Annotated in this window: 23 protein-coding genes; 11 read left to right on the top strand and 12 right to left on the bottom strand. The window is 72.0% G+C overall.

Annotated features, from left to right (window positions below; all coding sequences use genetic code 11):
* Positions 1 to 312 precede the first annotated feature (312 nt).
* Together JOF44_RS01780 and JOF44_RS01785 are read left to right on the top strand one after the other, a co-directional pair.
* Entirely contained in the window at positions 313 to 1,344 is a 1,032-nt protein-coding gene (locus tag JOF44_RS01780; RefSeq protein ID WP_209886602.1) for an NAD(P)-dependent alcohol dehydrogenase, read from the top strand.
* A 23-nt stretch (positions 1,345 to 1,367) separates the two neighbouring features.
* The gene (locus JOF44_RS01785) at positions 1,368 to 2,114 is read left to right on the top strand and encodes a class I SAM-dependent methyltransferase (protein WP_209886606.1); all 747 of its coding nucleotides are present in this window, start codon (positions 1,368 to 1,370) and stop codon (positions 2,112 to 2,114) included.
* Here the strand turns inward: JOF44_RS01785 and JOF44_RS01790 are convergent.
* Together JOF44_RS01790 and JOF44_RS01795 are read right to left on the bottom strand one after the other, a co-directional pair.
* Positions 2,086 to 2,865 carry a TrmH family RNA methyltransferase gene (locus JOF44_RS01790; RefSeq protein WP_209895602.1) on the bottom strand — a complete coding sequence of 260 codons (780 nt, stop codon included), beginning with the start codon at positions 2,863 to 2,865 and terminating at the stop codon, positions 2,086 to 2,088. The two genes, JOF44_RS01785 and JOF44_RS01790, sit on opposite strands and share 29 nt — an antisense overlap.
* Before the next feature lie 94 nt (positions 2,866 to 2,959).
* Entirely contained in the window at positions 2,960 to 3,754 is a 795-nt protein-coding gene (locus JOF44_RS01795) for an ABC transporter ATP-binding protein (RefSeq protein ID WP_209886610.1), read from the bottom strand.
* Between the two features lie 89 nt (positions 3,755 to 3,843).
* On the opposite strand from JOF44_RS01795, the gene JOF44_RS01800 reads away from it, so the two are divergent.
* Complete coding sequence (locus tag JOF44_RS01800) at positions 3,844 to 5,340, top strand: RNB domain-containing ribonuclease (protein WP_209886613.1); 1,497 nt, start codon at positions 3,844 to 3,846, stop codon at positions 5,338 to 5,340.
* Entirely contained in the window at positions 5,337 to 6,119 is a 783-nt protein-coding gene (locus JOF44_RS01805; RefSeq protein ID WP_209886616.1) for a hypothetical protein, read from the top strand. Before JOF44_RS01800 ends, JOF44_RS01805 begins: the two co-directional genes overlap by 4 nt.
* 14 nt (positions 6,120 to 6,133) lie before the next feature.
* Here JOF44_RS01805 and glgA read toward each other — a convergent pair whose 3' ends face one another.
* Positions 6,134 to 7,327, bottom strand: coding sequence for a glycogen synthase (gene glgA / locus JOF44_RS01810; RefSeq protein WP_209886619.1), 1,194 nt, complete (start codon positions 7,325 to 7,327; stop codon positions 6,134 to 6,136).
* A gap of 79 nt (positions 7,328 to 7,406) precedes the next feature.
* Here glgA and glgC point away from each other — a divergent pair, with 79 nt between their 5' ends.
* Both glgC and serB read left to right on the top strand, forming a co-directional pair.
* Complete coding sequence (glgC, locus tag JOF44_RS01815) at positions 7,407 to 8,651, top strand: glucose-1-phosphate adenylyltransferase (RefSeq protein ID WP_209886622.1); 1,245 nt, start codon at positions 7,407 to 7,409, stop codon at positions 8,649 to 8,651.
* Positions 8,648 to 9,319 carry a phosphoserine phosphatase SerB gene (serB, locus tag JOF44_RS01820; protein WP_342591636.1) on the top strand — a complete coding sequence of 224 codons (672 nt, stop codon included), beginning with the start codon at positions 8,648 to 8,650 and terminating at the stop codon, positions 9,317 to 9,319. The genes glgC and serB overlap by 4 nt, the downstream gene beginning before the upstream one ends.
* Positions 9,320 to 9,323: 4 nt before the next feature.
* Here the strand turns inward: serB and JOF44_RS01825 are convergent, their stop codons facing one another.
* Both JOF44_RS01825 and JOF44_RS01830 read right to left on the bottom strand, forming a co-directional pair.
* Positions 9,324 to 9,851: a SixA phosphatase family protein gene (locus tag JOF44_RS01825; protein ID WP_209886627.1), complete on the bottom strand. Its 528-nt coding sequence runs from the start codon at positions 9,849 to 9,851 to the stop codon at positions 9,324 to 9,326.
* Between the two features lie 53 nt (positions 9,852 to 9,904).
* Positions 9,905 to 10,630: a beta-ketoacyl-ACP reductase gene (locus JOF44_RS01830; RefSeq protein ID WP_209886630.1), complete on the bottom strand. Its 726-nt coding sequence runs from the start codon at positions 10,628 to 10,630 to the stop codon at positions 9,905 to 9,907.
* Positions 10,631 to 10,783: 153 nt separating this feature from the next.
* On the opposite strand from JOF44_RS01830, the gene JOF44_RS01835 reads away from it, so the two are divergent.
* From JOF44_RS01835 to JOF44_RS01855, 5 genes are all read left to right on the top strand, one after another.
* Positions 10,784 to 12,457: a hypothetical protein gene (locus JOF44_RS01835; RefSeq protein ID WP_209896274.1), complete on the top strand. Its 1,674-nt coding sequence runs from the start codon at positions 10,784 to 10,786 to the stop codon at positions 12,455 to 12,457.
* A complete protein-coding gene (locus JOF44_RS01840; protein ID WP_245348817.1) occupies positions 12,454 to 12,966 on the top strand; it encodes a hypothetical protein in 513 nt (170 codons plus the stop codon). The genes JOF44_RS01835 and JOF44_RS01840 overlap by 4 nt, the downstream gene beginning before the upstream one ends.
* Complete coding sequence (locus JOF44_RS01845) at positions 12,963 to 13,865, top strand: SURF1 family cytochrome oxidase biogenesis protein (protein ID WP_209886633.1); 903 nt, start codon at positions 12,963 to 12,965, stop codon at positions 13,863 to 13,865. The genes JOF44_RS01840 and JOF44_RS01845 overlap by 4 nt, the downstream gene beginning before the upstream one ends.
* Entirely contained in the window at positions 13,837 to 14,649 is an 813-nt protein-coding gene (locus JOF44_RS01850) for a glycerophosphodiester phosphodiesterase family protein (RefSeq protein ID WP_209886636.1), read from the top strand. The genes JOF44_RS01845 and JOF44_RS01850 overlap by 29 nt, the downstream gene beginning before the upstream one ends.
* A 105-nt stretch (positions 14,650 to 14,754) precedes the next feature.
* Positions 14,755 to 15,105 (top strand): RNA polymerase-binding protein RbpA, encoded by a 351-nt coding sequence (locus JOF44_RS01855; RefSeq protein ID WP_209886638.1) that lies wholly within the window; start codon positions 14,755 to 14,757, stop codon positions 15,103 to 15,105.
* 119 nt (positions 15,106 to 15,224) lie between these two features.
* Here the strand turns inward: JOF44_RS01855 and JOF44_RS01860 are convergent, their stop codons facing one another.
* From JOF44_RS01860 to tatC, 7 genes are read right to left on the bottom strand one after another with little or no spacing between them, the layout of a single operon-like run.
* Positions 15,225 to 15,776 (bottom strand): FxsA family protein, encoded by a 552-nt coding sequence (locus JOF44_RS01860; protein WP_209886641.1) that lies wholly within the window; start codon positions 15,774 to 15,776, stop codon positions 15,225 to 15,227.
* A 9-nt stretch (positions 15,777 to 15,785) separates the two neighbouring features.
* Positions 15,786 to 16,541, bottom strand: a complete 756-nt coding sequence (locus JOF44_RS01865) for a polyprenol monophosphomannose synthase (protein WP_209886644.1) — start codon at positions 16,539 to 16,541, stop codon at positions 15,786 to 15,788.
* Positions 16,538 to 18,184 (bottom strand): apolipoprotein N-acyltransferase, encoded by a 1,647-nt coding sequence (gene lnt, locus JOF44_RS01870; RefSeq protein ID WP_209886647.1) that lies wholly within the window; start codon positions 18,182 to 18,184, stop codon positions 16,538 to 16,540. The genes JOF44_RS01865 and lnt overlap by 4 nt, the downstream gene beginning before the upstream one ends.
* Entirely contained in the window at positions 18,181 to 18,990 is an 810-nt protein-coding gene (locus JOF44_RS01875; protein ID WP_209886650.1) for an amidohydrolase family protein, read from the bottom strand. The genes lnt and JOF44_RS01875 overlap by 4 nt, the downstream gene beginning before the upstream one ends.
* Positions 18,987 to 21,863: a DEAD/DEAH box helicase gene (locus JOF44_RS01880; RefSeq protein WP_209886653.1), complete on the bottom strand. Its 2,877-nt coding sequence runs from the start codon at positions 21,861 to 21,863 to the stop codon at positions 18,987 to 18,989. Before JOF44_RS01880 ends, JOF44_RS01875 begins: the two co-directional genes overlap by 4 nt.
* Positions 21,860 to 22,801, bottom strand: a complete 942-nt coding sequence (locus tag JOF44_RS01885; RefSeq protein ID WP_209886656.1) for a diacylglycerol/lipid kinase family protein — start codon at positions 22,799 to 22,801, stop codon at positions 21,860 to 21,862. The genes JOF44_RS01880 and JOF44_RS01885 overlap by 4 nt, the downstream gene beginning before the upstream one ends.
* Positions 22,798 to 23,673, bottom strand: a complete 876-nt coding sequence (gene tatC / locus JOF44_RS01890) for a twin-arginine translocase subunit TatC (RefSeq protein ID WP_342591637.1) — start codon at positions 23,671 to 23,673, stop codon at positions 22,798 to 22,800. The genes JOF44_RS01885 and tatC overlap by 4 nt, the downstream gene beginning before the upstream one ends.
* Positions 23,674 to 23,740: the final 67 nt, after the last annotated feature.

Raw genomic sequence — 23,740 nt, forward strand, 5'->3', positions numbered from 1 at the left:
GATGGTTCAGGGGCGGATGCCGGGCGCCTCGGGCGCTGCAAGAGGTGGGGCGATCGGGCACTGGGGTCGAGGTCGGATCGCGGTGCATCGAGAGTGACGTTCGGAACGGTTTGTGGGCGCGAAGGTGTTTCGAACGTCGTTCTCGATGACGAATCTGGCGCCCTTGGTGGGGCATTCCGACCCGCCGACGCCGCAGGCCCACCGGTTGCCCCGCGCTCCTGAATCGACCCACACCCCGGAACGGCCGGACTCCTGGCCCTGCACACCTGCGATGATGAGGTCTCGGACACATCGCCTCGGAAGGAATGACCCATGCGTGCACTGGTGCTGCAGGAGAAGAACCGGATGGCCATCGAGGAGGTCGAGCCCGTCGGCTCCCCCGGGCCCGGTCAGGTTCGCGTCGCCATGCACACCGTCGGGATCTGCGCCTCGGACGTGCATTACTGGACCGACGGGAAGATCGGTCCGTTCGTGGTCGAGGAGCCGATGGTGCTCGGGCACGAGGGCGCAGGAACGGTCGTCGAGGTCGGTGAGGGCGTCTCCGACCTCTCCCCCGGTGACCGCGTCGCCATGGAGCCGGGCGTCCCGGACCCCACCTCCCAGGCCGTGAAGGAAGGCAACTACAACGTCGACCCCGGTGTCCGCTTCTGGGCCACCCCGCCCGTCGACGGCTGCCTGACCGACGAGGTCATCCACCCCGCCGCGTACACCTACAAGCTCCCCGACAGCCTCAGCTTCGCCGAAGGAGCGCTCATCGAGCCCTTCTCCGTGGGCATGTTCGCCGCCACCAAGGCCGGCATCTCCCCCGGTGACGTCGCCGCCGTCGTCGGCTCCGGAACTATCGGCATCATGACCGCCCTCGCGGCCCGAGCCGGAGGCGCCAGCACCGTCTACATCAGCGATGTGCTTCCGGAGAAGCTCGCCCTGCTCGACGGTCTCGAGGGCATCGTCCCGGTCGACGCCACGAAGGAGGACCTGGGTGAGCGCGTCCGCGCCGAGACCGGCGGCTGGGGTCCGCAGGTGGTCTTCGAGGCCACCGGTGCCGCCCCCGCGTACAAGAGCCTCTGGTCCCTGCCCGCCCCCGGAGGCCGGATCGTCCTGGTCGGCATGCCCGTGGATCCGGTGCCCTTCGACATCGCCACCGCGCAGAGCCGCGGCGTCTCCCTGGAGACGGTCTTCCGCTATGCGAACGTGTACCAGAAGGCCATCGACCTCGCCGCCACCGACGCCATCGACCTCAGCCGGTTCGTCTCGGAGACCTTCACCTTCGACAACTCCGTGCAGGCCTTCGAGCGCTTCCTCGAGGGGCGGCCGACGGATGTGAAGCTGCAGATCACGCTCTGACCCGACCGTGTGGACCTCGCACGATGAGCACCTACGACGAGACTCGACGCGCGTGGGACGAGGCGTCGTCCAAGCACGTGCGGGAGTACGCGGAGCACCTCGAGCAGGCCCGCATCGCGCGGCTGCTGCCGATCGAGGAGGAGCTCCTCGCGCCGCTGATCGAGGGCGCCCAGGTCCTGCACCCCCAGAGCGGGCACGGCCTGGACGACCATGCCCTGGTGCGGCTCGGCGCCCGCAGCGTGCTCGGCCTCGACTACAGCCCGACGGCGGTATCCGCCGCGCAGCGCCGCGCGGACGACCTCGATGCACCATGCCGATACCTGATCACGGAGCTGCCGGTGACCGGACTCGACGATGCCGTGGCCGACCTCGTCTACACGGGCAAGGGCGCGCTGAGCTGGATGGCGGACCTCGATGCCTGGGCACAGGAGATGCACCGGCTGCTGCGGTCCGGCGGACATCTGTTCGTCTACGAGGGGCATCCGCTGGTGCCGCTGTGGGCATGGGACGCTGACGAGGCGCGGGTTCGGCCGGATCGCAGCTACTTCGCCGACACCCATGTCAACGACACCTTCCCGGCCCGCGGAGCGACCGAGCATCAGCGCACCCTCGCCGAGATGGTGATGACGGTGGTGGGGGCCGGATTCGACCTGCTGCACCTGGCCGAGCACCCCGATCCGTTCTGGCGGCCCGACGACGCACCCCCGGCCGCGGCCTGGGACGGGCGACTCCCGAATGCGGTCAGTCTGCTGGCGCGTCGGACGCCGTGAGTGCCGCCCGGCGCTGCCAGAACACGACGGCGCTGGCCGCGGCCACGTTCAAGGAGTCCACGCCCCCGGCCATGGGGATCACGACGTGCTCATCGACCGCCCGCAACGTGGCCGGCTTCAGGCCGTGGCCCTCTGCGCCGAGGACGACGGCGACCTTGCGGTCCGGCCCCAGGTCGATCCGGTCCAACGGGACGGCGCCGTCGGTGAGGGCGAGGGCGAGCACGTCGAAACCCGCCTCGTGCAGCAGGTCCACGCCGCCGGACGGCCAGGCCTCCAGGCGCGTCCAGGGCACCTGGAACACCGTGCCCATCGAGACCCGGATCGAGCGGCGGTAGAGCGGGTCCGCGCACTGCGGGGTCACCAGCACGGCGTCGACGCCGAGCGCCGCCGCGGAGCGGAACATGGCGCCCACGTTCGTGTGGTCGACGATGTCCTCGATCACCGCCACGGTGCGGGCGGTGCGCAGCACCTCCGCCACCTCGGGAAGCACCGGTCGCTGCATCGCCGCGAGCGCCCCGCGGTGCAGGCGGAAGCCCGTCAGCTGCTCGATGAGCGGCTCCTCCCCCACGTACACCGGCACGTCGGGGAAGCGCGAGTACAGCGGCGCGAACTTCTCCAGCCACTTCTCGCTCATGAGGAAGGAGCGCGGGGCCATCCCGGCCTCGATCGCCCGGGAGATCACCTCGTAGCTCTCGGCCATGAACAGGCCTCGCTCGACCTCGACGCGCGAGCGCAGCCGCACATCGGTCATGCGCAGGTAGTCGTCGAGGGCGGGATCCGCGAGGTCGGTGATCTCGATGATCCGGTGCGGCCGTCCCGATGCGGGGTCGTGCTCCACCGGCGGGTCAGCTCAGCGACAGCGAGCGGGCGGTGTAGCGGTCGCCGCGCTGCTCGACCACGAGCGGCAGCCCGAAGGTGGTGGTGAGGTTCTGGGAGGTGAGGGTCTCCTCGATCGGGCCGGCGGCGACGACCCCGCCCTCGCGCAGCAGGGCCACGTGGGTGTAGCCCGGCGGGATCTCCTCGACGTGGTGGGTGACCAGCACGGTCACGGGCGTCGCGGGGTCCTTCGCCAGACGGCCCAGGGTCCGCACCAGCGACTCGCGCCCGCCGAGGTCGAGCCCGGCGGCCGGCTCGTCCAGCAGCAGCAGCTCGGGGTCGGTCATCAGCGCGCGGGCGGCGAGCACGCGCTTGCGCTCCCCGGTGGACAGGGTGGCGAACATGCGGGTGGCGAGGTCGCCGACGCCGAAGGCTGCCAGCAGGGTCCGCGCGCGGTCGAGGTCGAGCTCGTCGTACTCCTCGCGCCAGCGGCCGACGACGCCGTACCCGGCGGTGACCACGACGTTCTCGGCGGTCTCCTCGGCCGGGATGGTCTCGGCGAGCTCCTGGCTGGCCAGGCCGATCATCGGGCGCAGCTCGAAGATGTCGACCCTGCCGAGCCGTTCGCCGATGATGTCGACGGTGCCGGAGGTGGGATGCATCCGAGCGGCCAGCAGCCGCACCAGCGTCGACTTCCCGGCTCCGTTCGGGCCGAGCACCGCCCAGCGCTCGCCCTCGGAGATCTCCAGGGAGACGGCATCGAGAATGCTCTGCCCGCTGCGGCGGACGACGACATCGGTCAGGGTGGCTGCTGCGACGGACATGGGTCGAGCCTATCGTTCCCGGGCGCTCACCCGGGACCGCGGCCCGCCCTAGACTGGACGGGCTCGAAGCCGCTGCCGAGGAGGTCGCCGTGCCCCGCCGTCCTGTCTCCCTGCATGCTCCGCGCGGGTCCGTCGCGGCCGACGTGATCCGGGAAGGCATCGACGCCCTGCTGGCCGAGGAGGCGCAGGACGTGCCTCTCGAGTTCCCCGCCGAGGCGCTGATGGAGGCCGAGCTCGCCGCCGCCCGCGAGTTCGCCACCGCCGATCGCACGGACCGCACCGAGGTCCCCTTCGTGACCCTGGATCCGGCGACCTCCACCGATCTCGACCAGGCAATGCACCTCGAGCGCATGGAGGACGGGTATCGCGTCCAGTACGCGATCGCCGACGTCCCCTGGTTCGTGGGGCTGGACAGCGCGCTGGATCGGGAGGCACGCAGACGCGGGGAGACCCTCTACCTGCCCGACCGGCGGATCCCGCTGCATCCGGCCTCCCTCTCCGAGGGCGTCGCCTCCCTGCTGCCCGAGCAGACCACCCCCGCTTTCGTCTGGACCCTCGAGCTGGATGCCACCGGCGCGGTCCGCACGATCGACCTCGAGCGCTCCCGCGTCCGCTCGGTGGAGAAGCTCGCCTACGACCAGGTCCAGGCCGACCTCGACCACGGCGAGGGGCATCCGATGATGGTGCTGCTGCAGGAGATCGGCTCTCTGCGCGCGGAGCACGAGATCGCCCGGGGCGGGGCGAGCCTGAACGTGCCCGAGCAGGAGGTGGTGGCCGACGGGGGCCTGGTGCGGCTGAGCTGGCGCCGACCCATGCCGATCGAGGACGCCAACGCGCAGATCTCCCTGATGACGGGAATGGCCGCCGCCGACCTCATGCTGGCATCCGGCGCCGGGATCCTGCGCACGCTGCCCCCGGCCGATCAGCAGGTGATCGACCGGTTCCGTCGGCAGGCCGAGGTGCTCGGCATCCCGTGGCCGGCCGGCCGGGCCTACGGCGCGTTCCTGCGCGAGCTGGACTGGCACGAACCCGCCCATCTCGCCCTGCTCAACCACGCCACCTCTCTGTTCCGCGGTGCCTCCTATGCGGCCTTCACGAGCCCGCAGGAGGTGCCGGAGGATCCGGCCCAGGCCGCGATCGCCGCCCCCTATGCCCACACCACGGCACCGCTGCGCCGGCTCGTGGACCGCTTCGTGCTGCTGGTGTGCCATGCCCACGCCCAGGGGCAGCGCCCCGCACCTCAGCTGCTGGCCGCCCTCGGCGAGATCCCCGAGGCGATGCGGGCCACCGGCGCCCGGGCGGGGGCCCTCGAACGTCTTGCGCTCGACCTGGTGGAGACTGCGGCCCTGGCGACCTGGGAGGGCGAGACCTTCACGGCGACGGTGATCGAGCGCCGTGAGGCCACCGGGCCCGACGACGGCGACGGGGCCCCGACGCGGGTCGAGGTCCAGCTGACCGATCCGCCCGTGACGGCATGGGTCCCGATGGACGCCTGGCCGGGGGACGTGGTCCGGGTGAGGCTCGAATCCGTCGACCCCGCACACCGCCGGGCCGTGTTCGTCGCCGCTCGCGAGGAGGCCGCATGAGCGAGGCCGCCGCCGGACGCGACCTGGTCGCCCTCCCCCGGGCCGCGGTGCTGATGCTGTGGACCGCCGCCTACTTCCGCGGCGACCTCGGGCCCGACGACGCCGCGGAGATGAGCCACGGCGTCGGCCGCAGCGGACCCAGCGGCGAGGGCGAGGACCTGTTCGCGTGGATGACCGCGCTGCGTCGTCTGCCGCTGGCGCAGCTGCGCCTGGTGCTGCCGGTGCCGGGACGGATCGCCGGCCTGGTCGGCCCGCCGGCGGCGCTGCCGGCGGCTCTGGAGGCGGAGCAGGCGATCGTGGTGACCGCCGCCGGGATCGCCGACCACACCCTGGTTCCCGTCCTGTCCCGGATCGATCACCCCAGCGGCGGGATGACCGCCGTCGGCTGGGAGCGTTTCGACGCCCCGCTGGGCACCCACGTGCCGCCGGCGGCGACCTCCGGCAGCGCCCGCGAGGAGCTGCTGCGCGTCCTGCGCCGGGTCGCCGACGGCAGCATCGACCTGGACCTGGTGCCCGACGAGCCGGTCGAATCGGCCCGGATCCCGCCCACCTGGATCTCCACGGCGCTTCCTCGCCACGTCGACGCCGGCGCCGCCCACCTGCTGGTGCTCGCCGCCCGCACCCTGCTGCTGACCCGCTCCGAGATCGACGAGGGGCATGCGCAGACGATCCATCTCGCGGAGGCCCTGGCCCGACGAGGCCTGCTGGACGAGCTCCACGACGCCGCCCGCGCCGCCCTGGTCGAGGCGGTCGAGCGGATCGCCGGCGAGTCGGACTGATCAGGCTGGGTCGGTCAGGCGCGCTGCGCGATCACCGTGCGGTAGACGTCCAGGGTGCGCTCGGCGATCGAGGTCCAGGAGAAGTGCTCGGCCGCGCGGCGGCGGGAGGCCTCGCCCATCTGCTTCGCGCGCTCGGGATCCGAGACCATCCGCACCAGCGCATCCCGCGTGTCCGCGATGAACTTCTCCGGGTCGACCGGGATGCCGGTGCCGTCGGAGACCTGCTCGATCGGGACGAGGTAGCCGGTCTCCCCGTCGGCCACGACCTCGGGGATCCCGCCGGTGGCGGAGGCGACCACCGGGATGCCGCAGGCCATCGCCTCGAGGTTCACGATCCCCAGCGGCTCGTACACGCTCGGGCACGCGAAGGTGGTGGCGTGGGTGAGGATCTGGGTGAGCTCGTGGCGAGGCAGCATCTCGGTGATGAGATGGACGTTCCCGCGTCGTGCGTGCAGCTCGTCCACGAGGGTGTTCACCTCCTGGGCGATCTCGGCGGTGTCCGGCGCTCCGGCGCACAGCACCACCTGGTAGTCGGCCGGCAGGTCGCGGACGGCGCGCAGGAAGTACGGCAGGCCCTTCTGGCGCGTGATGCGGCCGACGAACACGATCGTGGGGGCCTCGGGGTCGATGCCGCGGGAGGTCAGCGCCGAGGTCTCGGGGTTCGGCGCCCACTGGTCGATGTCGATGCCGTTGTGGACCACGTGCACCATCGCGGGGTCGACCGAGGGATAGGCGCGCAGGATGTCCTCGCGCATGCCGCCGGAGACGGCGATCACGCCGGCTGCCCCCTCGTAGGCGGTGCGCTCGGCGAAGGAGCTGACGCGGTACCCGCCCCCGAGCTGCTCCGCCTTCCAGGGTCGCAGCGGCTCCAGCGAGTGCGCCGAGAGCACGTGCGGGACCCCGTGCAGCAACGAGGCCATGTGACCGGCGAAGTTCGCGTACCAGGTGTGGGAGTGGATCAGGTCCGCCCCGGCGCAGTCCGCCGCGATCAGCAGGTCGGTGCCCAGCGTGCTGAGCGCCGCGTTGGTGCCCTCGAGCTCCGCCGGGGCGGAGTACGAGAAGGTGCCGGCCTCCTCCCGCTCGGCGCCGAAGGCCCGCACCTGCACGTCGATGTGCGGACGCAGCACGCGCGTCAGCTCGGCGACGTGCACACCGGCACCTCCGTAGACCTCCGGCGGGTACTCCTTGGTGAGCAGATCCACGCGCATGGTGCTCTCCTCCTTCTTTTGTCCGTCCACAAGAACTGTTGTGCCGTGATGGGGGCCACTTCTGGACTATCCTCGCACCATGTCGTCCAAAAAGGTCCTCGCCATCGTCCTCGCCGGCGGTGAGGGGAAGCGGCTGATGCCGCTCACCCTCGACCGGGCCAAACCCGCGGTGCCGTTCGGCGGCATCTACCGCCTCATCGATTTCGCCCTGTCGAACATCGTCAACTCCGGCTACCTGCGGGTGGTCGTCCTGACGCAGTACAAGTCCCACTCGCTGGACAAGCACATCGCCCAGACGTGGCGGATGAGCTCTCTGCTGGGCAACTACGTCGCCCCCGTCCCGGCGCAGCAGCGCATGGGCAAGCACTGGTTCCGCGGCTCCGCCGACGCGATCGCCCAGTCGCTGAACCTGATCCACGAGGAGAAGCCCGACTACGTGGTGGTGGTCGGCGCCGACAACATCTACCGCATGGACTTCTCGCAGATGCTGGACGCCCACATCGAATCCGGGAAGTCGTGCACCGTCGCGGCGATCCGGCAGCCGATCGAGATGTCCGACCAGTTCGGGGTCATCGAGACCGATTCGTCGGACCCCACCACCATCAAGGCCTTCGTCGAGAAGCCGACGGTGACCGAGGGGCTGGCGGACGATCCCACCTCGATCCTGGCTTCGATGGGCAACTACATCTTCACGGCGGACGCCCTGGTCGACGCCGTGACCCGCGACGCCGAGGACGACTCGTCCAAGCACGACATGGGCGGCGACATCGTGCCGTCCTTCGTGGCGCAGCAGGACGCCGCCGTCTACGACTTCATCCACAACGACGTGCCCGGATCCACCGACCGCGACCGGGACTACTGGCGTGACGTCGGCACCCTGGACGCCTTCTTCGACGCGCACATGGATCTCATCGCGATCCACCCCGTGTTCAACCTCTACAACGAGGAATGGCCCACCTACACCGGCAACCGCAACGTCCCGCCGGCGAAATTCGTCCACGCCGGTCCCGGAGGTCGTGTCGGCGCGGCCGTCGACTCCATCATCTCGCCCGGCGTCGTGGTCTCCGGTGCCCAGGTCGCCACCTCCGTCGTCTCCCCGGGAGCCCGGCTGAACTCGTGGTCGACGATCTCCGAAGCGGTGATCATGGACGGCGTCTCCGTCGGCCGCCACAGCCAGATCCACCGCGCGATCATCGACAAGAACGTCGTCGTCCCGCCGCGCACCCAGATCGGGCTGGACCCGGAGGAGGATCGCGCGCGCGGATGGGTCGTCACGGGGTCCGGCATCACGGTGATCGGCAAGGGCACGGTCATCGAGCCGTGAGCGCGGCCATCGAGCACGGCCCGGCGGTCACCGGGCTGCTGGTCTCCGATGTCGACTCCACCTTCCTGACCCAGGAGGTCATCGAGCTGGTCGCGGAGCACGCCGGCGTCCGCGATCGGGTGGAGGAGATCACGACCGCGGCGATGAGCGGCGAGCTCGACTTCGCCCAGTCGCTGCGCGCCCGGGTGGCGCTGCTGGAGGGGTTGGACGAATCGGTCCTCGCCGAGGTCCGTGCCGCGCTGGTGCCGACGCCCGGCGTGCTCGAGCTGGTGCGACGAGCGACGGCCGACGGCTGGGTGGTCGCGCTGGTCTCCGGCGGCTTCCACGAGGTGATCGACGAGCTGGCCGCGGAAGCGGGCGTCGATCATGTCCTCGCCAACCGCTTCGAGATCTCGGGCGGACGGCTGACCGGCCGGGTCTCGGGGCCGATCATCGACGGCGCGGCCAAGCGGCGCGCGCTGACGGAGTACGCCGCGACCTACGGCGTGCCGACGGCGAGGATCGTCGCGATGGGTGACGGCGCGAACGATCGGGAGATGCTGCGGGCCGCGGGCACCGGTATCGCCTACCGCGCCAAACCTGCCCTGCGCGAGGTCGCCGACGTGGTCCTCGACGGCGAGTCGCTGCTGGCGGCGTGGCCCCATCTGGAGGCGGCCGCGGTCCGCTGAGGCGTCAGGGGCGCACGATGGTGTGCATCCTCAGCGCGTCCTCGTCCAGCTCCGACCAGTGCGCGAGGGAGCCCGACAGGACGCCCATCCCGCCGGTGGGCATGCCCAGACGGGCCTGGGCGACGGAGCCCGCGTCGGACTCCTCGTCGGCGAGCAGGGAGGCCAGCGAGGACATCGTGGGCTCGTGGCCGACGACCATCACCACCGCGTCGGCGTCGTCCACCTCGCGCAGCAGGGCCAGGACCTCGCCGGCCCCGCCGCTGTAGATGTCCTCGTCGAAGGTGACGGTGCCGTCGAGGTCGGGCATCGCCGCGGCCACAGCCTCCCAGGTCTGGGTGGTGCGCAGCGCGTCCGAGACCAGGACCCGCGCCGGGCGGACGTTCTGGGAGGCGAGGTACTCCCCCACCAGCTGCGCCTGGGTCGCACCGCGATCGGCGAGCGGACGCTCGTGGTCCGGCTGTCCGGAGCCGCTGTCCGCCTTGCCGTGACGCATCAGCAGGAGCAGACGGCTGTCGGGGTCGGGGGGAGACATCTCGGTGCGTTCACGCCTTCGTTCGGGGGCCTCGGGTCGATCCGTGATCGCGCTCAGTGTCCCATGCCCAGGCCGCCGTCGACGGGGATCACGGCGCCGGAGACGTAGGCCGCATCGTCCCCGGCGAGAAAGGCCGCCACCCGGGCGACCTCGTCGGGGTCGGCGAAGCGCCCTGCCGGGATGGCCTTCAGGTAGGTCGCCTGCAGGTCCTCGGACAGGGACTGGGTCATCTCGGTGTCGATGTAGCCGGGTGCGAGGACGTTCGCCGTGATGCCGCGCGAGCCGAGTTCACGCGTCAGGGCGCGGGCGAAGCCGATCAGACCCGACTTCGAGGCCGCATAGTTGACCTGTCCCGGAGAGCCGTACAGGCCGACCACCGAGCTGATCAGGACGATGCGTCCCTTCTTCTTGCGGATCATGGACCTGATGACCCGCTTGACGGTGCGGAAGGTCCCGGTGAGGTTCGTGTCCAGGACGGACTCGAAGGCGTCGTCGCTCATCCGCATCAGCAGCTGGTCGTCGGTGATGCCGGCATTGGCGATCAGCACCTCGATCGGGCCGTGCTCCGCCTCGGCGGCCTTGATCGCGGCGTCGAGGCTCTCGCCGTCGGTGACGTCGGCCGCGACGGTCAGCGCTCCCTCGGGGCCGCCCTCGCCGGAGCGGCTGGTCACGGTCACCTTGTCGCCGCGACGGAGGAACTCCTCGGCGATGGAGCGACCGATCCCGCGGTTGCCTCCGGTGATCAGGACACTGCGCGGCTCGGGGGTGGCGTCGGACATCTGGGCTCCTCGGGGTGGGGACGGTGGGTGGATCACGGGACGTCGGGTACGGCACCGGGTGACCCGTGTGCTCTACGATACGGGGCGAGACCGTGTCGGGAATCTTGGGGGAAACCCGCCCTCGAACGTCAGCCCTGGGAAGGTACTACGCAGATGGCATACCGCTTCAATCCTCCGCCGAACTGGCCGATCGAGGACCCGGATTGGACGCCGCATCCCGGCTGGCAGCCGGATCCGGCATGGGGCCCCGCTCCGGAGGGCTGGAACTTCTGGGTCGAGGCCGACGAGCCGGCACCGGCGCCGGAATCGGCCGCACCCGCGCAGCAGCAGCCCGTCGATCAGCAGCCGGTGGAGCCCGCAGAGCCCGTCCAGGACGATGCGACGCGACGGGTCCCGACGGACCAGGCCGGCCAGGGTGCCGCACAGCCGTTGCCGCAGCAGGGGCTCGAGCCCGTCGAGGAGTCCTCGACGGAGCAGCCGCCGAACGACGGCTCCGAGGTCGAGGGCCACCGTGAGGCAGGCCCCGCCGGCGAGCCCGCGGCCGGCGAGCAGCCGCCCTCGAGCATCGAGCAGGCACCCGAGGAGTCCGATCCCTCCGATCACACGACGGGCGCCGCAGCGGCGGGCGTCGGCCTCGGGGCGGCGGCCGGAGCCGGTGCCGCGGCGGCGGGGCCCGACGACGGCGACGGCGACAGGACCCATGTCGCCGGTGACGTGTCGCAGGCGCCCGGCGCCCCCGACGCTCCTGCGGACGGCGCGAGCGAGACCGCCGAGTATCAGGGGCCCGACCTCGAGGCCGGGCTGGCGCAGCAGGCACCCTACGAGTCCGCCGAGCCGGTCGAGCCCGCTGCGGGCGATCCGTACGGCGATGCCGGCGCAGCGCAGCCGGATGCGGGTTACGGGCAGGGGACCCCGGCCCCGGAGTACGGCCAGGCATCACCCGGGTACGGGCAGGCATCGCCGGCTCCCGGGTACGGGCAGGATCCTGCGGCCCCGGGCTATGGGCAGGGTTCGCCGGCTCCCGGGTACGGGCAGGATTCTGCGGCCCCGGGCTATGGGCAGGGATCCGCGTCGGACTACCCGGCCTCCCCCGGCTACGGGCAGAGCCCCGGCACCGACTCCGGGTGGACCGCGAGCACCGGTCAGGGCGAACCGCCGAAGAAGAGTGCGATCGCGCGGTTCTGGTGGGTCGGATGCATCGTCCTGTTCCTCGTGGCGGCCATCATCGTCGCGGCCATCGGGATCTTCCTCTTCACCCGCGGCGGTGATGCCACCGCCGAGGGCGATGGCTCGAGCACCACCAGCCAGGAGGAGTCGGCGTCCGAGCAGGAGTCGGCGTCCGAGGAGGAGACGACCACCGAGGAGGAGGGCGAGGAGCCGCAGTCGCCCGATCCGACCACGGAGCTGCCCACGGTCAGCGACTCCGCCGTCTCGAAGGACGTCGTCAGCGAGAACGGTGCGGGAACCGTCGCGGTGGACATGACGTGGGCGTCCGCCGAGGATCTGCCGAGCACCTACGGCGGCACGGTCGAGGAGCCGAAGAACGGCAACTACCTCGTGGTGACCTCGCAGGTGACCGTGACCGAGGGGACGATGGAATTCCCGTCGTTCTACTTCAACGTCGTCACGCCCTACGGCGGCGATGTCGATTCCTCGTCAGAGACCTTCGGCCTGGCGAACTCGGGGATGGACTACGACTCCTCATATCCGTTCCAGAAGGGTGAGACCTACACGATCACCCAGCTGTTCGACCTGGAGAAGTCCGGCGGAAACACGCTGGTCTACGACAACTACACCGATGTGTACAAGTGGGACGTCCCTGCGTGAGTGGGCGTTTCAACCCCCCGCCGAACTGGCCGGAGCCGCCTCGTGAGGGCTGGACCCCGCCGGAGGACTTCCGCCCCCACGCCTCGTGGGGGCGGGTCCCGGCGGGGTGGCACCTGTGGATCCCGGAGGCGCCGCTCGGTCGCGGGCAGGCCCCGCTGCAGCACTCGGAGGACGTCCCCGCCAGCGGCGCGCGTCCCCGACGGCGGGTTCAGACCTACCCGGTCGCGGTCATCAACCCCGGGATGTGGACGCACAACCACCTCGAGGACGAGGACTATGGCTTCCCGGCGGCGAAACCGGTCCCGAACCGACCCCGGCTGCGCCTCGGCGTCACCATCTCCGTGACCGTGGCGGGATTCCTGCTCGCCGCGCTGACCGCCGTGATGTTCGTCTTCCTGGTCGACTTCGCGATCGAGGACCTGCCCGGCGTGCTCTCCGGGGCCCCGAGCACCCTGCTCGCCCCCGCCGTCGATCCTGGGACCGTGCTCGCGGAGCCGGATGCCGGATGACTCGACGTTCCGCCCGTCGTCGCGTCCTGCTCAGCCGCGAGACGCTGCTGGGGCTCCTGCTCGTCCTGCTGGCCTCGGCGATCTGCGTCGCGCTGGGCTTCTGGCAGTTCGGCCGCTTCGAGGGCAAGCGCGATGCGGCTGCGACCATCGAGGCCAACTACTCCGCCCCGCCGGTCCCGATGGCCGAGGTGCTGCAGACGCCCGACGCACCGCTGCCCGCCACCCAGGAGTGGACGCCGGTCGAGCTCCAGGGCAGCTACTGCACCGACCCCGGCTGCGTGCTGTACGTGCGCAATCGGCAGCTCGGCGGTGATGTCGGCTTCTGGCAGCTGGTCCCGTTCACCACCGACGACGGCTCCACCCTGCTGGTCAATCGTGGCTGGGTGACCTCCCAGGGGCAGCGTTCCGCCCCGGCCGACCCCGCCCCCGTGCCCGAGGGTGAGCTGGGCCTGACCGTGCGGCTGCGACCCGCCGAGCCCGTGCTCGACCGGGAGATCCCCGAGGGCCAGGTGCACTCGGTGAACCCGCCCCAGATCGAGGGCCTGCTGCCCGCCACCGGCGGAGAGATGATCCGCCACGCCTACGGCGACCTCGTCACGGAGGATCCGTCCTCCCCGCGACCGGCCGAGCTGCCCGATCCCGACACGTCGCTCGGGCCCCACCTGTCCTATTCGGTGCAGTGGTGGGTCTTCGCCCTGTTCTTCCCGGGCGCTCTGATCTACCGCACCCGGCGCGCGATCCAGGATCTCGATGCCGAGGACGCCGACGCCGACGCCGACCCTGCGGGGACCCGCCCGCGCCGCACCACCGACCACCGTCCCCAGCGGCAGGCCCACAGCCGACGCCGGGGCCGCGACGAGGAGGAAGAAGATGCCCTCATCGACCACCCGGGCCACTGACCGGCGCAGCGCACCTGCGAGCCGATTCCTGCCGGGCCCCCGACCACGCCGGATCGCCCACCGCGGTCTCGCCCTGGACGTCGCCGAGAACACCCTGGGCGCCTTCCAGGCCGCCGTGGATGCCGGTGCGGACGTGCTGGAGACCGATACCCGCGCCACCGCCGACGGGCTCGCCCTCGCCGTCCACGACGAGGACCTCCAGCGGATCGCGGGCGATCCGCGCCGCATCGACGAGCTGACCGCCGCCGAGGCCGGGGCCGTCCGCCTGGCGGGCGACGAACCGCTCGCGATGCTGGAGGACGTGCTGGACACCTTCCGCGACGTCCCGGTCAACATCGACGTCAAGGCGCCCTCCGCCATCGGCCCGGCCGTCGCGGCGATCGCCCGCACGCGCAGCGCGGACCGGGTCTGCATCGCCGGGTTCGACGGGACGGTGGTCCGTCGGACGGTCCGCACCGTGCAGGCGGCCACGGGCATCCTCCCGGTGCGCAGCGCTGCCCGCGGCGTGATGGCCTCGTTCCTCGCCGCCCGCGCCGTCGAGGCACCCGATGCCGTGATCGGGCGGCTCCTCGCCCCCTACGGCGCCCTCCAGGTCCCCATGACCTACCAGGACTATCCGATCGTGACCGCGGCGAACGTCGCCGCGGCGCACCGGGCGGGCTGCGAGGTGCACGTGTGGACGGTCGATGATCCCGTGACCATGCGGGAGCTCCTGGTCACGGGCGTGGATGGTATCATCACCAATCGGGTCGATCTGCTCTGCGAGCTGCTCGACGCCGCGTGAGCACCCCGCCTCGGGAACAGATCGGATCCCGCGGGCGTTGCCACCCTTGAGACCTCACCGGGCGGGACCCCGTCCGCCCACCATCCGGCAGGAAGCGAGAACCGCATGAGCAGCCGCAGCCTGAGAGGCACCCGACTGGGCTCCCTCTCCATGGAGACCGACGAAGGCGTCCTCGCCGCACCGCGCCAGGAGGCGGTCTACGACTGCCCCAACGGCCACACGATCGTCCTCCCCTTCTCGGTCGAGGCCGACGTGCCCGCCGTCTGGGAGTGCCGTTGCGGTGCCTCCGCGCTGCTGCGCGACCACGAGCGGCCCGAGGCGAAGCCCGGCAAGCCGGTGCGCACCCACTGGGACATGCTCCTGGAGCGTCGCAGCGAAGAGGATCTCCAGGTCCTCCTCGACCAGCGCCTGGCTCTGCTGCGCTCCGGTCGGCTGCACCAGCGCCGCAACCTCTGAGCACGCCCCGCGAGATGCGCCGGCGCCCCCGCTCCACCGCACGGTGGGACGGGGGCGCTGCTGTGTCGAGGTCCGGCGCTCGCTCAGTCCTGGGTGATCGCTCAGTCCTGGGTGATCGTTCAGTCCTGCTCGATCGTGGGCGGGGTGGTACCGCGCCCCTCCGAGCCGTCGCCGCGGTCCTCCGGCTTCTGGGCGTCGAGGATGATCTCCCCGTCGATCACTCCGCTGCCGGAACGGCGGTACAGCACCCGACGGGCGCCCTCGGAGCCGCTGCCCAGCCCCATGGCCTTGACCGAGCGGCGCTGGACGGGGGTCAGCAGCAGGATGAGCCCGACCAGGTCGGTCAGCACACCCGGGAAGAAGAAGAACAGAGCCGAGAGCACGGTGAAGGCCGGGCGCGAGAGATGGTCCTGGACGTCGCCGCGGCCGCGGACGGCGCGCATCAGGGACCGCATCCGCACGAAGGACTGCTGGCCTGCGGTCACCAGCAGGGCGATGCCGATCACCCAGCCCACCGCGATGATCAGCACCGACCACCACAAGCTGGTGTTCATCCCGATCAGCACCAGGATCGCCAGCTCCACCAGGCCGACCACCACGATCGCGATCGGCAGCAACGTGCCCCAGCGGGAACGGTCGGGACGGCCAGCGGTGCCGGGTGCTGTGCTCATGTCGGCAGACTAACCCAGGCGCCGGAGGATCCGCTGGGCGCCGCGTGAGAGTCCCCAGAGCGTGACCAGCACCAGGGCCTCGGCCACGATCCGGGGGGACATCTTGCTGACCCCCTCGGTCCGCTCGTCGAAATCGATCGGGACCTCCGCGATCACGGCGTCGTGGGCGCGGGCCCGCCGGGTCATGTCCACCTGGAAGCAGTACCCCTGGGAGGCGATGTCGGCGGCGAGCAGCTGCTCCAGCAGCTCGGCGCGGAAGAGGCGGAATCCCGCCGTCGCGTCCCGCACCCCGAGTCCCAGCAGCGCACGCACGTAGGCGTTCGCCGCGCGGGACAGGAGCAGGCGGGAGACCGGCCAGTCGTGCACCCGCCCGCCGCGCACCCACCGCGAGCCGATCGCGAGGTCGGCGCCGCGCCGCACGGCCTCCAGGAGTCCGGGCAGCTGTTCGGGACGGTGGGAGGCGTCGGCGTCCATCTCCCCCAGCTGCTCGTAGCCGTGCTCGAGCCCCCAGGCGAAACCGGCCAGGTAGGCCGGGCCGAGTCCCTCCTTGCCGGCGCGGTGGAGGACGTGGACGTGATCGTCGCGGGCGGCGACCTGGTCGGCCCACTCCCCCGTGCCGTCCGGCGAGGAATCATCCACGACGAGCACATGGACGTCCGGGACCGCAGCGCGCAGGCGCGCGAGGGTGCCGGGCAGGGCCTCGCGCTCGTCATAGGTGGGGATGACGATCAGCGTGGGCGGCAGGGCGGCGGTGGACGGTCTCATGATCGGTTCCGCTCCCGTCGGCTCGGCAGCGGGGCGAGCGCCCGGCGGCGCCCGGTGAGCGCGGCGAGGAACCCGACCAGGCCCAGCGCGCACAGCCCCACGGCGATCCAGGGCCCGGCAGCGACCGCCGGGGTGATCCCGGTGCGCAGCGGGACGTCGGCGAGGACCGCGCCCTGCTCCCAGTGGTCGACGAAGTCGAGCCGGCGCCCGGTCGGGGTGAAGATCGCCGAGTGGCCCACCGTGGAGACGTGCACGACGCTGCGACCGGAGACGACGGCCATCACCTTCGCCTCGGCCAGCTGCTGGATCGCCTCGTGGGAATCGCCGAACAGCGCGTTGTTGGACTGCACGACGACCACCTCGGCCCCGTCGCGCACCACGTCGCCGACCAGGTTGTCGTAGGCGATCTCGAAGCAGATCAGCACGCCGACGCCGTGCCGGCCCTGGTCGAGCGCCTCGAGATCCATCACCCCGACCTCGTCGCCGGCGATCATGTCCCGCGGGACCAGATCGACCTTGTCGGAGAGGGTGCGGAAGAAGTCCCGGTACGGGATGTACTCGCCGAAGGGCACCGGGTGCCGCTTGGAGTAGACGTAGGGGGTGGAGCCGTCCGGCGCGAACAGCACGGACTGGTTCAGGCGCTGGGTCTCGCCGACCGCGGCCTGGGTGCCGATCAGGACGGGGGCGCCGGCGTCGGCGGCGGCGGAGCCGATCTGGTCCGACATCCGGGGATCCTGGCGCGGGTCGTAGCCGGTGGAGTCCTCGGGCCAGACGATCAGGTCCAGCTGCCGGCCCTCGGCGCGGGTCTGCTCGATGGTCTCGCGGGTGACCGCGAGATGGTTCTCGAAGACGTCGTCGGGCATGGTCATGGTCGCCGGGTCGATCTTCTCCATCGATCCCTGGATGCCGGCGACGGTCATCGTGCCGCGGTCCTGGGGAGCGGGATTGGGCGGATGAGGCACGACCATCGTGGCCAGGATCGCGCCGACCGCGAGGGCCAGCGGCCACACGCCGGCGAAGCCGACCAGCCCGCGGTGGCGGCGCCCCAGCAGGGACAGCACCCCGTGCAGCAGGAGCTGGCCGAGGAGGGCGACGACGAAGGCGAGGCCGGCCATCCCGATCCAGGGGCCCAGGTTCAGCAGCGGGGAATCGGCCAGGGCGAAGGCGCTGGCGCCCCACGGCAGCCCGCCCCAGGGGACGTGGCTGCGCAGCGTCTCGACGCCGACCCAGAGGGCCGAGACCACCACGGCCGAGGTCAGGCACAGTCCGCGTCGGAGCATGACCGTGCGGGCCAGCAGACCGAACAGCACGATGTAGAGCGCCTCGAACACGCCCAGCGCCACCCACGGAGCCGTGCCCGCATAGGTGTTCGCCCAGGCGGTCAGCGGGATGAAGAAAGCCGCGCCCCAGGCCAGCGACACCAGGATCGCCACCCACACGCTGCGCACCAGCAGGCCGGCACCGAGCAGGGTCAGGGAGACGGGCAGCAGCATCCACATCCCGTACGGCGGGAAGGCGAGCAGGGCTGCGCCTCCTCCGGCGATGCCGCACACGAGGGCCGCGGGCCACGGCGTGGGATCGAACTCGTCGCGTGCCCGCCGCGCGCCCGCCCGGGTGGAGGCGGCCCGGGTCGTCGCCGTCATGCGGGGGTCCTCCCGAGCCGGTCGTGGACGATTGCCCCGTCGACGACGGTGCGCAGCGCCCGAGGGGTGCCCCGGTCGAGATCGGGCAGCAGCGGGGTGCGGGAACGGGGGTCGGTCGACCAGGCCTCGACGCGCTCGGCCCGGGACTGCACGGTGAGATCCCAGGGCTCCCACACCACGAAGGTCGCCTCGATCCCGGTGCGCAGCGAGCCGGGGTGGCGTCGGCCGGCGACGCGCTGACCGCCGCGGGTGGCGGCGAGGTACGCCGCCCGATCGCTGATCCGCTGGTCGGGCTCGGGCCGACGGGTCGCTCCGCGCACCCAGTCCCAGGGATCGGTGCTGCTCGCCCGGCCGCCGGAGCCGAAGGCCAGCGGGGTGCCGTCGGCGAGCAGGTCGAGGTAGTCCTCGCTCTCGGTGACGGGGTCGATCACGCGCACGCCCTCGCGCTCCCCCGTCGGCCCGGGCAGACGCAGCACGATGCCGCGGGCGGCCGCCGCCGTGTCCTCGTCGGGATCGGGAGCGGCGCCGTCGACCGTGGCGGCGGCGTCCACGAAACCGGGGGTGACCAGGCACCCGATGGCGTCGACGACCTCCGCGCCGTCGTGGATCACCCGCGCGGTGTCCTCCGGGCCGGTCCAGGCGATCAGCCCGTCGGCGACCAGCATCGCGGAGGCCTCGGGGTCCTCGGTGCTGTACAGCACGATGCCCGTGTACAGCACGGGTCGGGCGGGCTGAGCGGGCGGAGCGGCGGTGTCGTTCTCTCTCACGTGCCCCAGGGTCTCGTGCGCGCCTGGGAGAAAGCTCATCGGTCGATCTCCTGGGCGACGAGGCCGCGGCGGACGGCCCGCACCGCCCCCCGGGCGACGGCCCCCAGCTCCTCGTCGGCCGTGAGCTGATCGAGCAGGTCGATGACCTGACGGCAGTGGCGCACGAAGTCTCCGGGCGGCAGATCATTGCCGTCCAGCGCGGCCGCCAGATGGACGCCGCGGGCCCAGCGGTGCACGATCGCGGAGATCGCCGGATCGGGCGGCGTGGTCGGATCGATGCCGTGGCGGGCCTCGGCCGCCTGCAGCTCGGTGGCCAGATGACCGGTGGCCTCCAGCGCGGCGCCGACCGCCGGGTCCGCGATGATCTCGGGCGCCCGGTCGTCGCGACGGGTCTCGTGGACGGCGGCGGAGACCACGGCGGCCAGGCCCGGGGGGTCCAGGCCCGCCCAGGCGCCGTGCTCGAGGCACTGCGCGATCAGCAGGTCGCGGTCGCTGAACAGGCGGCGCAGCCGCAGGCCGCCGGGAGTGGGGACCAGCTCCTCGTCCTGGCGGGCGAGATAGCCGAGCTCGACCAGCAGATCGGCGAGGCGGTCGAACCGTCGCGCCAGCGAGCTGGTGCGGCCCTGGATGCGGCGCTGGACGCCCTCGAGATCGGTGCGGGCCTTGCGCCAGCGGCCCACCCAGCGCAGATGGGACTCCAACTCCGGGCAGCCGGCGCAGGGGTGCTCGCGCAGCTCCTGGCGCAGCTGCTGGAGCAGCTCGTCGCTCGCGGCGGTCGACGGGGCGCGCTCCGTGCGGGCACGCACCTCGCGCCGGGGATCGTCACGGCCGGAGAGCTGCTGGCGCAGCGCGGCGGCGGTGTCCTTGCGCACCTTCCCGCTGCCGAGCGCGTCCTGGTGGGGCAGGCGCAGCGTGTCGATGACGGCCGGGGAGGACGGGACGTCCCCGGGGCGGAGCGTGCGGCGGCGTCCCTCCGTGTCCAGCAGTTCGACCTGCGGTCCGCCGAGCACGACGCGGTCCACGTCCAGCACGACGGCATAGCCGCGGCGCTTGCCGCCGGGCACGGCGATCACCTCGCCGCGCCGCAGCCCGCCGAGCATCGTGCGGGTGCGGTCGCGATCGGCGGCGGCCCGGGCCTGGGACAGCGACTTCTCCCGCGCGCTGATCCGCTCCTGGAGCTCGGCGTACTCGAGCAGGTCGCCGCGGTCGCAGGTGACGGCCGCGCGGTAGGAGTCCGCCGTGTCCTCGAGCTCGCGGGCGCGGCGGGCGAGGCCCACCACGGAGCGGTCCGCCTGGAACTGGGCGAAGCTGGTCTCCAGCGTCTCCCGCGCCCGGGAGAGGTCGAAGCGGTCCAGCAGATTCACGGTCATGTTCGGGGTGGGCCGGAAGGCGGAGCGCAGCGGATAGGTGCGCCGGGAGGCGAGCGAGCCGACGGCGTCGGCGTCGAAGCGGGGCCCGGCCACCACGACCGCGTGCCCCTCGGTGTCGATGCCGCGCCGTCCCGCCCGACCGGTGAGCTGCGTGTACTCCCCGGGCGTGAGGTCGGCGTGGTCGACCCCGTTGAACTTGACCAGCTTCTCCAGCACCACGGAGCGTGCCGGCATGTTGATGCCGAGCGCCAGGGTCTCGGTGGCGAAGACGACCTTGAGCAGGCCGCTCGCGAAGAGCTCCTCGACGACGGTCTTCAGCAGCGGGAGCATCCCGGCGTGGTGGGCGGCGTAGCCGTCGAGCACCGCACGGCGGAACGTCGCGATGCCCAGGACCTCCTCGTCCTCGACCCCGATCGGGGTCAGGCGATCGTCGAGCACGGCCCGGATCGCGCGGCGCTCGTCCTCGTCGGTCAGACGCAGCCGCACCCGCGCGCACTGCTGGACCGCGCCCTCGCAGCCGGCCCGGGAGAAGATGAACATGATCGCCGGCAGTAGCGCGGCGTCGTCGAGCATCCGGACCAGCTCGGGTCGGCGCGGCGGGCGGGGGCCGTCGAGGGCCCCGCCGCGGGACGCTCCGCGGCCGCGATCGCTCCCGTGCCGCGCGTGCGGCGGTCGGTGTCGGCCGGAGCCGCGCGGGCGGTGCCGGCCGCTGGTGCCCTTGCGGCCGGCGGGGGCGCGCCCGCGGCTGCGGCCGGAGCGTTCGTCCACCGGCAGGGAGAAGGAGGTGACCCGCTCGATCTCCGGGTTCACGTGCCGCGTGCCGCGGACCCCCGGTCCGTGGGAGACGACCGGCTCGCCGTGGTCGTCGACGAAGAGGTCCATCAGCTCCTCCCCGACCACGACGTGCTGCCACAGCGGCACCGGGCGGGTCTCGGAGACCACGATCTCGGTCGCCCCGCGCACCTCCTGCAGCCAGGCGCCGAACTCCTCCGCGTTCGAGACCGTCGCCGAGAGCGCGACCAGCTGCACGGAGGGGTCGAGGTGGATGATGACCTCCTCCCACACCGGGCCGCGCATGCGGTCGGCCAGGTAGTGGACCTCATCCATGACCACGAAGCCGAGCCCTTCCAGCAGGGAAGAGTCGGCATAGAGCATGTTGCGCAGCACCTCGGTGGTCATCACCACCACGTCGGCGTCGGGCCGGATGGAGGTGTCGCCGGTCAGCAGCCCCACCGCCTCGTGGCCGAGCCAGTCCACCAGCTCGGTGAACTTCTGGTTCGACAGCGCCTTGATCGGGGCGGTGTAGAACACCTTCCGGCCGTGGGCGCGGGCGAGGTGGACGGCGAACTCGCCGACGACGGTCTTGCCGGCGCCCGTCGGCGCAGCGACCAGCACGGAGCTGCCCGCTTCGAGGACGCGGCAGCCGGCCAGCTGGAAGTCGTCCAGCGCGAAGTCGTAGCGGGTGGTGAAGGTTCCGAGCTCGGACGCGGCCAGGGACTTCTCGGCCTGCCAGGCGGCGTAGCGCTCCGAGGGCGAGCTCACGGGTAGTCTCCTTCCGAGACGTCGGCCAGCAGCCGGACCGCGCCCGGCAGGAGCCGGGCGGTGATCGGCAGCAGTGCGCGGGGCTCGCCGTCGGCGTAGCTGCGCAGGGCGCGCCCGTGGCGCAGCCCGATCGAGATCTCCCGGACGGGCCGGATGCCGAAGCCGTCCACGGAGGTGTGGGTGCCGCGGAAGACCCGCGGGAAGAAGCGCAGCAGCTCGGCGCGCCCGATCTTCTCGAGCGTGACCAGCTCGAGGCTGCCGTCGTCGAGCCGGGCCTCGGGCGCGACGCGCATCCCACCGCCGAAGATCCCGGAGTTGGCGAGCGTCACCATGGTCGCATCCAGCTCGATCCGCTCCCCGCCGTCGACCTCGAGCCAGTACGGGAAGGGCGTGAAAGCGGGCAGCTCCCGCAGCAGGGCGGTGGTGTAGCGCAGGGTGTGGACGCGGCCGGCGCTGTTCGCCCGGGCGTTGACCAGCGCGTCGAAGCCGAGGTTCACGTTGCCCAGGGCCACCGAGCGGTGCGGGAGCGCATGCTCTCCGGTACCGACGATCTCGATCGCGTCGATGGCGACCACCGGACGGGACAGGGCATGCAGCAGGATCCGTACGCACTCCTCGGCGTCGTTCAGGGGCAGCCCGAGGGCGCGGGCGAAGTCGTTCCCGCTGCCGGCGGGCACGATCCCCAGCCGCACGGGCGTGTCGGCCACGATCTCGGCGCCGAGGGCGACGGTCCCGTCGCCCCCGACGACCACCAGCGCGGTCAGGGTCTCGCGGACCTCGAGCGCCCGCGCGCGGGCCACCTGGGCCGACGGGCCCGAGAGGTCGACCACGGAGATGCCGGCCAGGCGCAGCAGGTGCCGGACCTGACGTCCCACCCGGTGCGCGGTGCCGAGGGCCGCCGTCGGATTCGCCAGCAGCCCGATCCGGAGCCTGCTCACCGTCCGTCCTCGTCGTCCTCGTCGAGGTCGGAGGGTTTGTCGATGGCTTCGACCTCGTCGTCGTCGAGATCGTCGTCCTTCCCGACGCCATGGCGCTTGTCGTGGATCAGGGCGATCACGATCGCGGCGAAGAACAGGCTCGCGATCACGGCCGACATCGCCAGCAGCGTGAACGGCTCGGGCGTGGGCACCATGACGGCGGTGAACAGCACGCTGACGAAGATGATCCAGCGCCAGGCCTTGAGCATCGTGCGCCCGCGGATGATCCCCAGGAAGTTCAGCAGCACCATGACCACCGGCACCACGAAGGCGATGCCGAAGGCCAGCATCGTCTTGACCAGCATCGCCAGGTATTCGTCGTACTTGATCAGCTGGGCGACGTCCTCGGACTCCGGGGTGAAGCTCAGCAGCACCGGCACCAGCTGGTTGACGGCCCAGTACCCGGCCGCGCAGCCGATGAAGAACAGCGGGATCGCCGACCCGAAGAAGCCGATCGCGTACTTGCGCTCGTTGCGATGCAGCCCGGGCATGACGAACAGCCAGATCTGCAGCATGATCATCGGCGAGGAGAGGATCAGCCCCACGTACGCGGCCATCTGCAGCCGCACGTTCAGACCCGTGCCGACGCCCTGGAAGTTGAGCTCGGCATTCATGCCCTGCGCGGACGCGAGGGCGAAGGGCCGCTTGAGCGCCTCGAACACCCAGGGGAAGACGAACCAGCCGACGATCGCGAGCACGATCACGGTCGCCGCGCTGATCATCAGGCGGTTGCGCAGCTCGACGAGGTGCTCCCCCAGGGCCATGCGCCCTTCGGGGTCCTTCGCCGAACGGTGCTTCCTGGTGCGACCGCGCCCCTGCGTATCACTCGCCACGGATGTGCTTCCTCCCCGTGCTCCGGGCCCGGGCGGTCACCCGCACGAGCCCCTTCCCTCGCTGTCC

It is taken from the genome of Brachybacterium fresconis, assembly GCF_017876515.1.
Classification (GTDB): Bacteria; Actinomycetota; Actinomycetes; order Actinomycetales; family Dermabacteraceae; genus Brachybacterium; species Brachybacterium fresconis.

What these genes read in the sequence shown, in the direction of transcription:
- JOF44_RS01780 (WP_209886602.1), top strand. Translation starts at nt 313, where the DNA reads ATGCGTGCACTGGTGCTGCAGGAGAAGAACCGGATGGCCATCGAGGAG.
- JOF44_RS01785 (WP_209886606.1), top strand. Translation starts at nt 1,368, where the DNA reads ATGAGCACCTACGACGAGACTCGACGCGCGTGGGACGAGGCGTCGTCC.
- JOF44_RS01790 (WP_209895602.1), bottom strand. Translation starts at nt 2,865, where the DNA reads ATGACCGATGTGCGGCTGCGCTCGCGCGTCGAGGTCGAGCGAGGCCTG.
- JOF44_RS01795 (WP_209886610.1), bottom strand. Translation starts at nt 3,754, where the DNA reads ATGTCCGTCGCAGCAGCCACCCTGACCGATGTCGTCGTCCGCCGCAGC.
- JOF44_RS01805 (WP_209886616.1), top strand. Translation starts at nt 5,337, where the DNA reads ATGAGCGAGGCCGCCGCCGGACGCGACCTGGTCGCCCTCCCCCGGGCC.
- glgA (WP_209886619.1), bottom strand. Translation starts at nt 7,327, where the DNA reads ATGCGCGTGGATCTGCTCACCAAGGAGTACCCGCCGGAGGTCTACGGA.
- glgC (WP_209886622.1), top strand. Translation starts at nt 7,407, where the DNA reads ATGTCGTCCAAAAAGGTCCTCGCCATCGTCCTCGCCGGCGGTGAGGGG.
- JOF44_RS01825 (WP_209886627.1), bottom strand. Translation starts at nt 9,851, where the DNA reads ATGTCTCCCCCCGACCCCGACAGCCGTCTGCTCCTGCTGATGCGTCAC.
- JOF44_RS01830 (WP_209886630.1), bottom strand. Translation starts at nt 10,630, where the DNA reads ATGTCCGACGCCACCCCCGAGCCGCGCAGTGTCCTGATCACCGGAGGC.
- JOF44_RS01835 (WP_209896274.1), top strand. Translation starts at nt 10,784, where the DNA reads ATGGCATACCGCTTCAATCCTCCGCCGAACTGGCCGATCGAGGACCCG.
- JOF44_RS01845 (WP_209886633.1), top strand. Translation starts at nt 12,963, where the DNA reads ATGACTCGACGTTCCGCCCGTCGTCGCGTCCTGCTCAGCCGCGAGACG.
- JOF44_RS01850 (WP_209886636.1), top strand. Translation starts at nt 13,837, where the DNA reads ATGCCCTCATCGACCACCCGGGCCACTGACCGGCGCAGCGCACCTGCG.
- JOF44_RS01855 (WP_209886638.1), top strand. Translation starts at nt 14,755, where the DNA reads ATGAGCAGCCGCAGCCTGAGAGGCACCCGACTGGGCTCCCTCTCCATG.
- JOF44_RS01860 (WP_209886641.1), bottom strand. Translation starts at nt 15,776, where the DNA reads ATGAGCACAGCACCCGGCACCGCTGGCCGTCCCGACCGTTCCCGCTGG.
- JOF44_RS01865 (WP_209886644.1), bottom strand. Translation starts at nt 16,541, where the DNA reads ATGAGACCGTCCACCGCCGCCCTGCCGCCCACGCTGATCGTCATCCCC.
- lnt (WP_209886647.1), bottom strand. Translation starts at nt 18,184, where the DNA reads ATGACGGCGACGACCCGGGCCGCCTCCACCCGGGCGGGCGCGCGGCGG.
- JOF44_RS01875 (WP_209886650.1), bottom strand. Translation starts at nt 18,990, where the DNA reads ATGAGCTTTCTCCCAGGCGCGCACGAGACCCTGGGGCACGTGAGAGAG.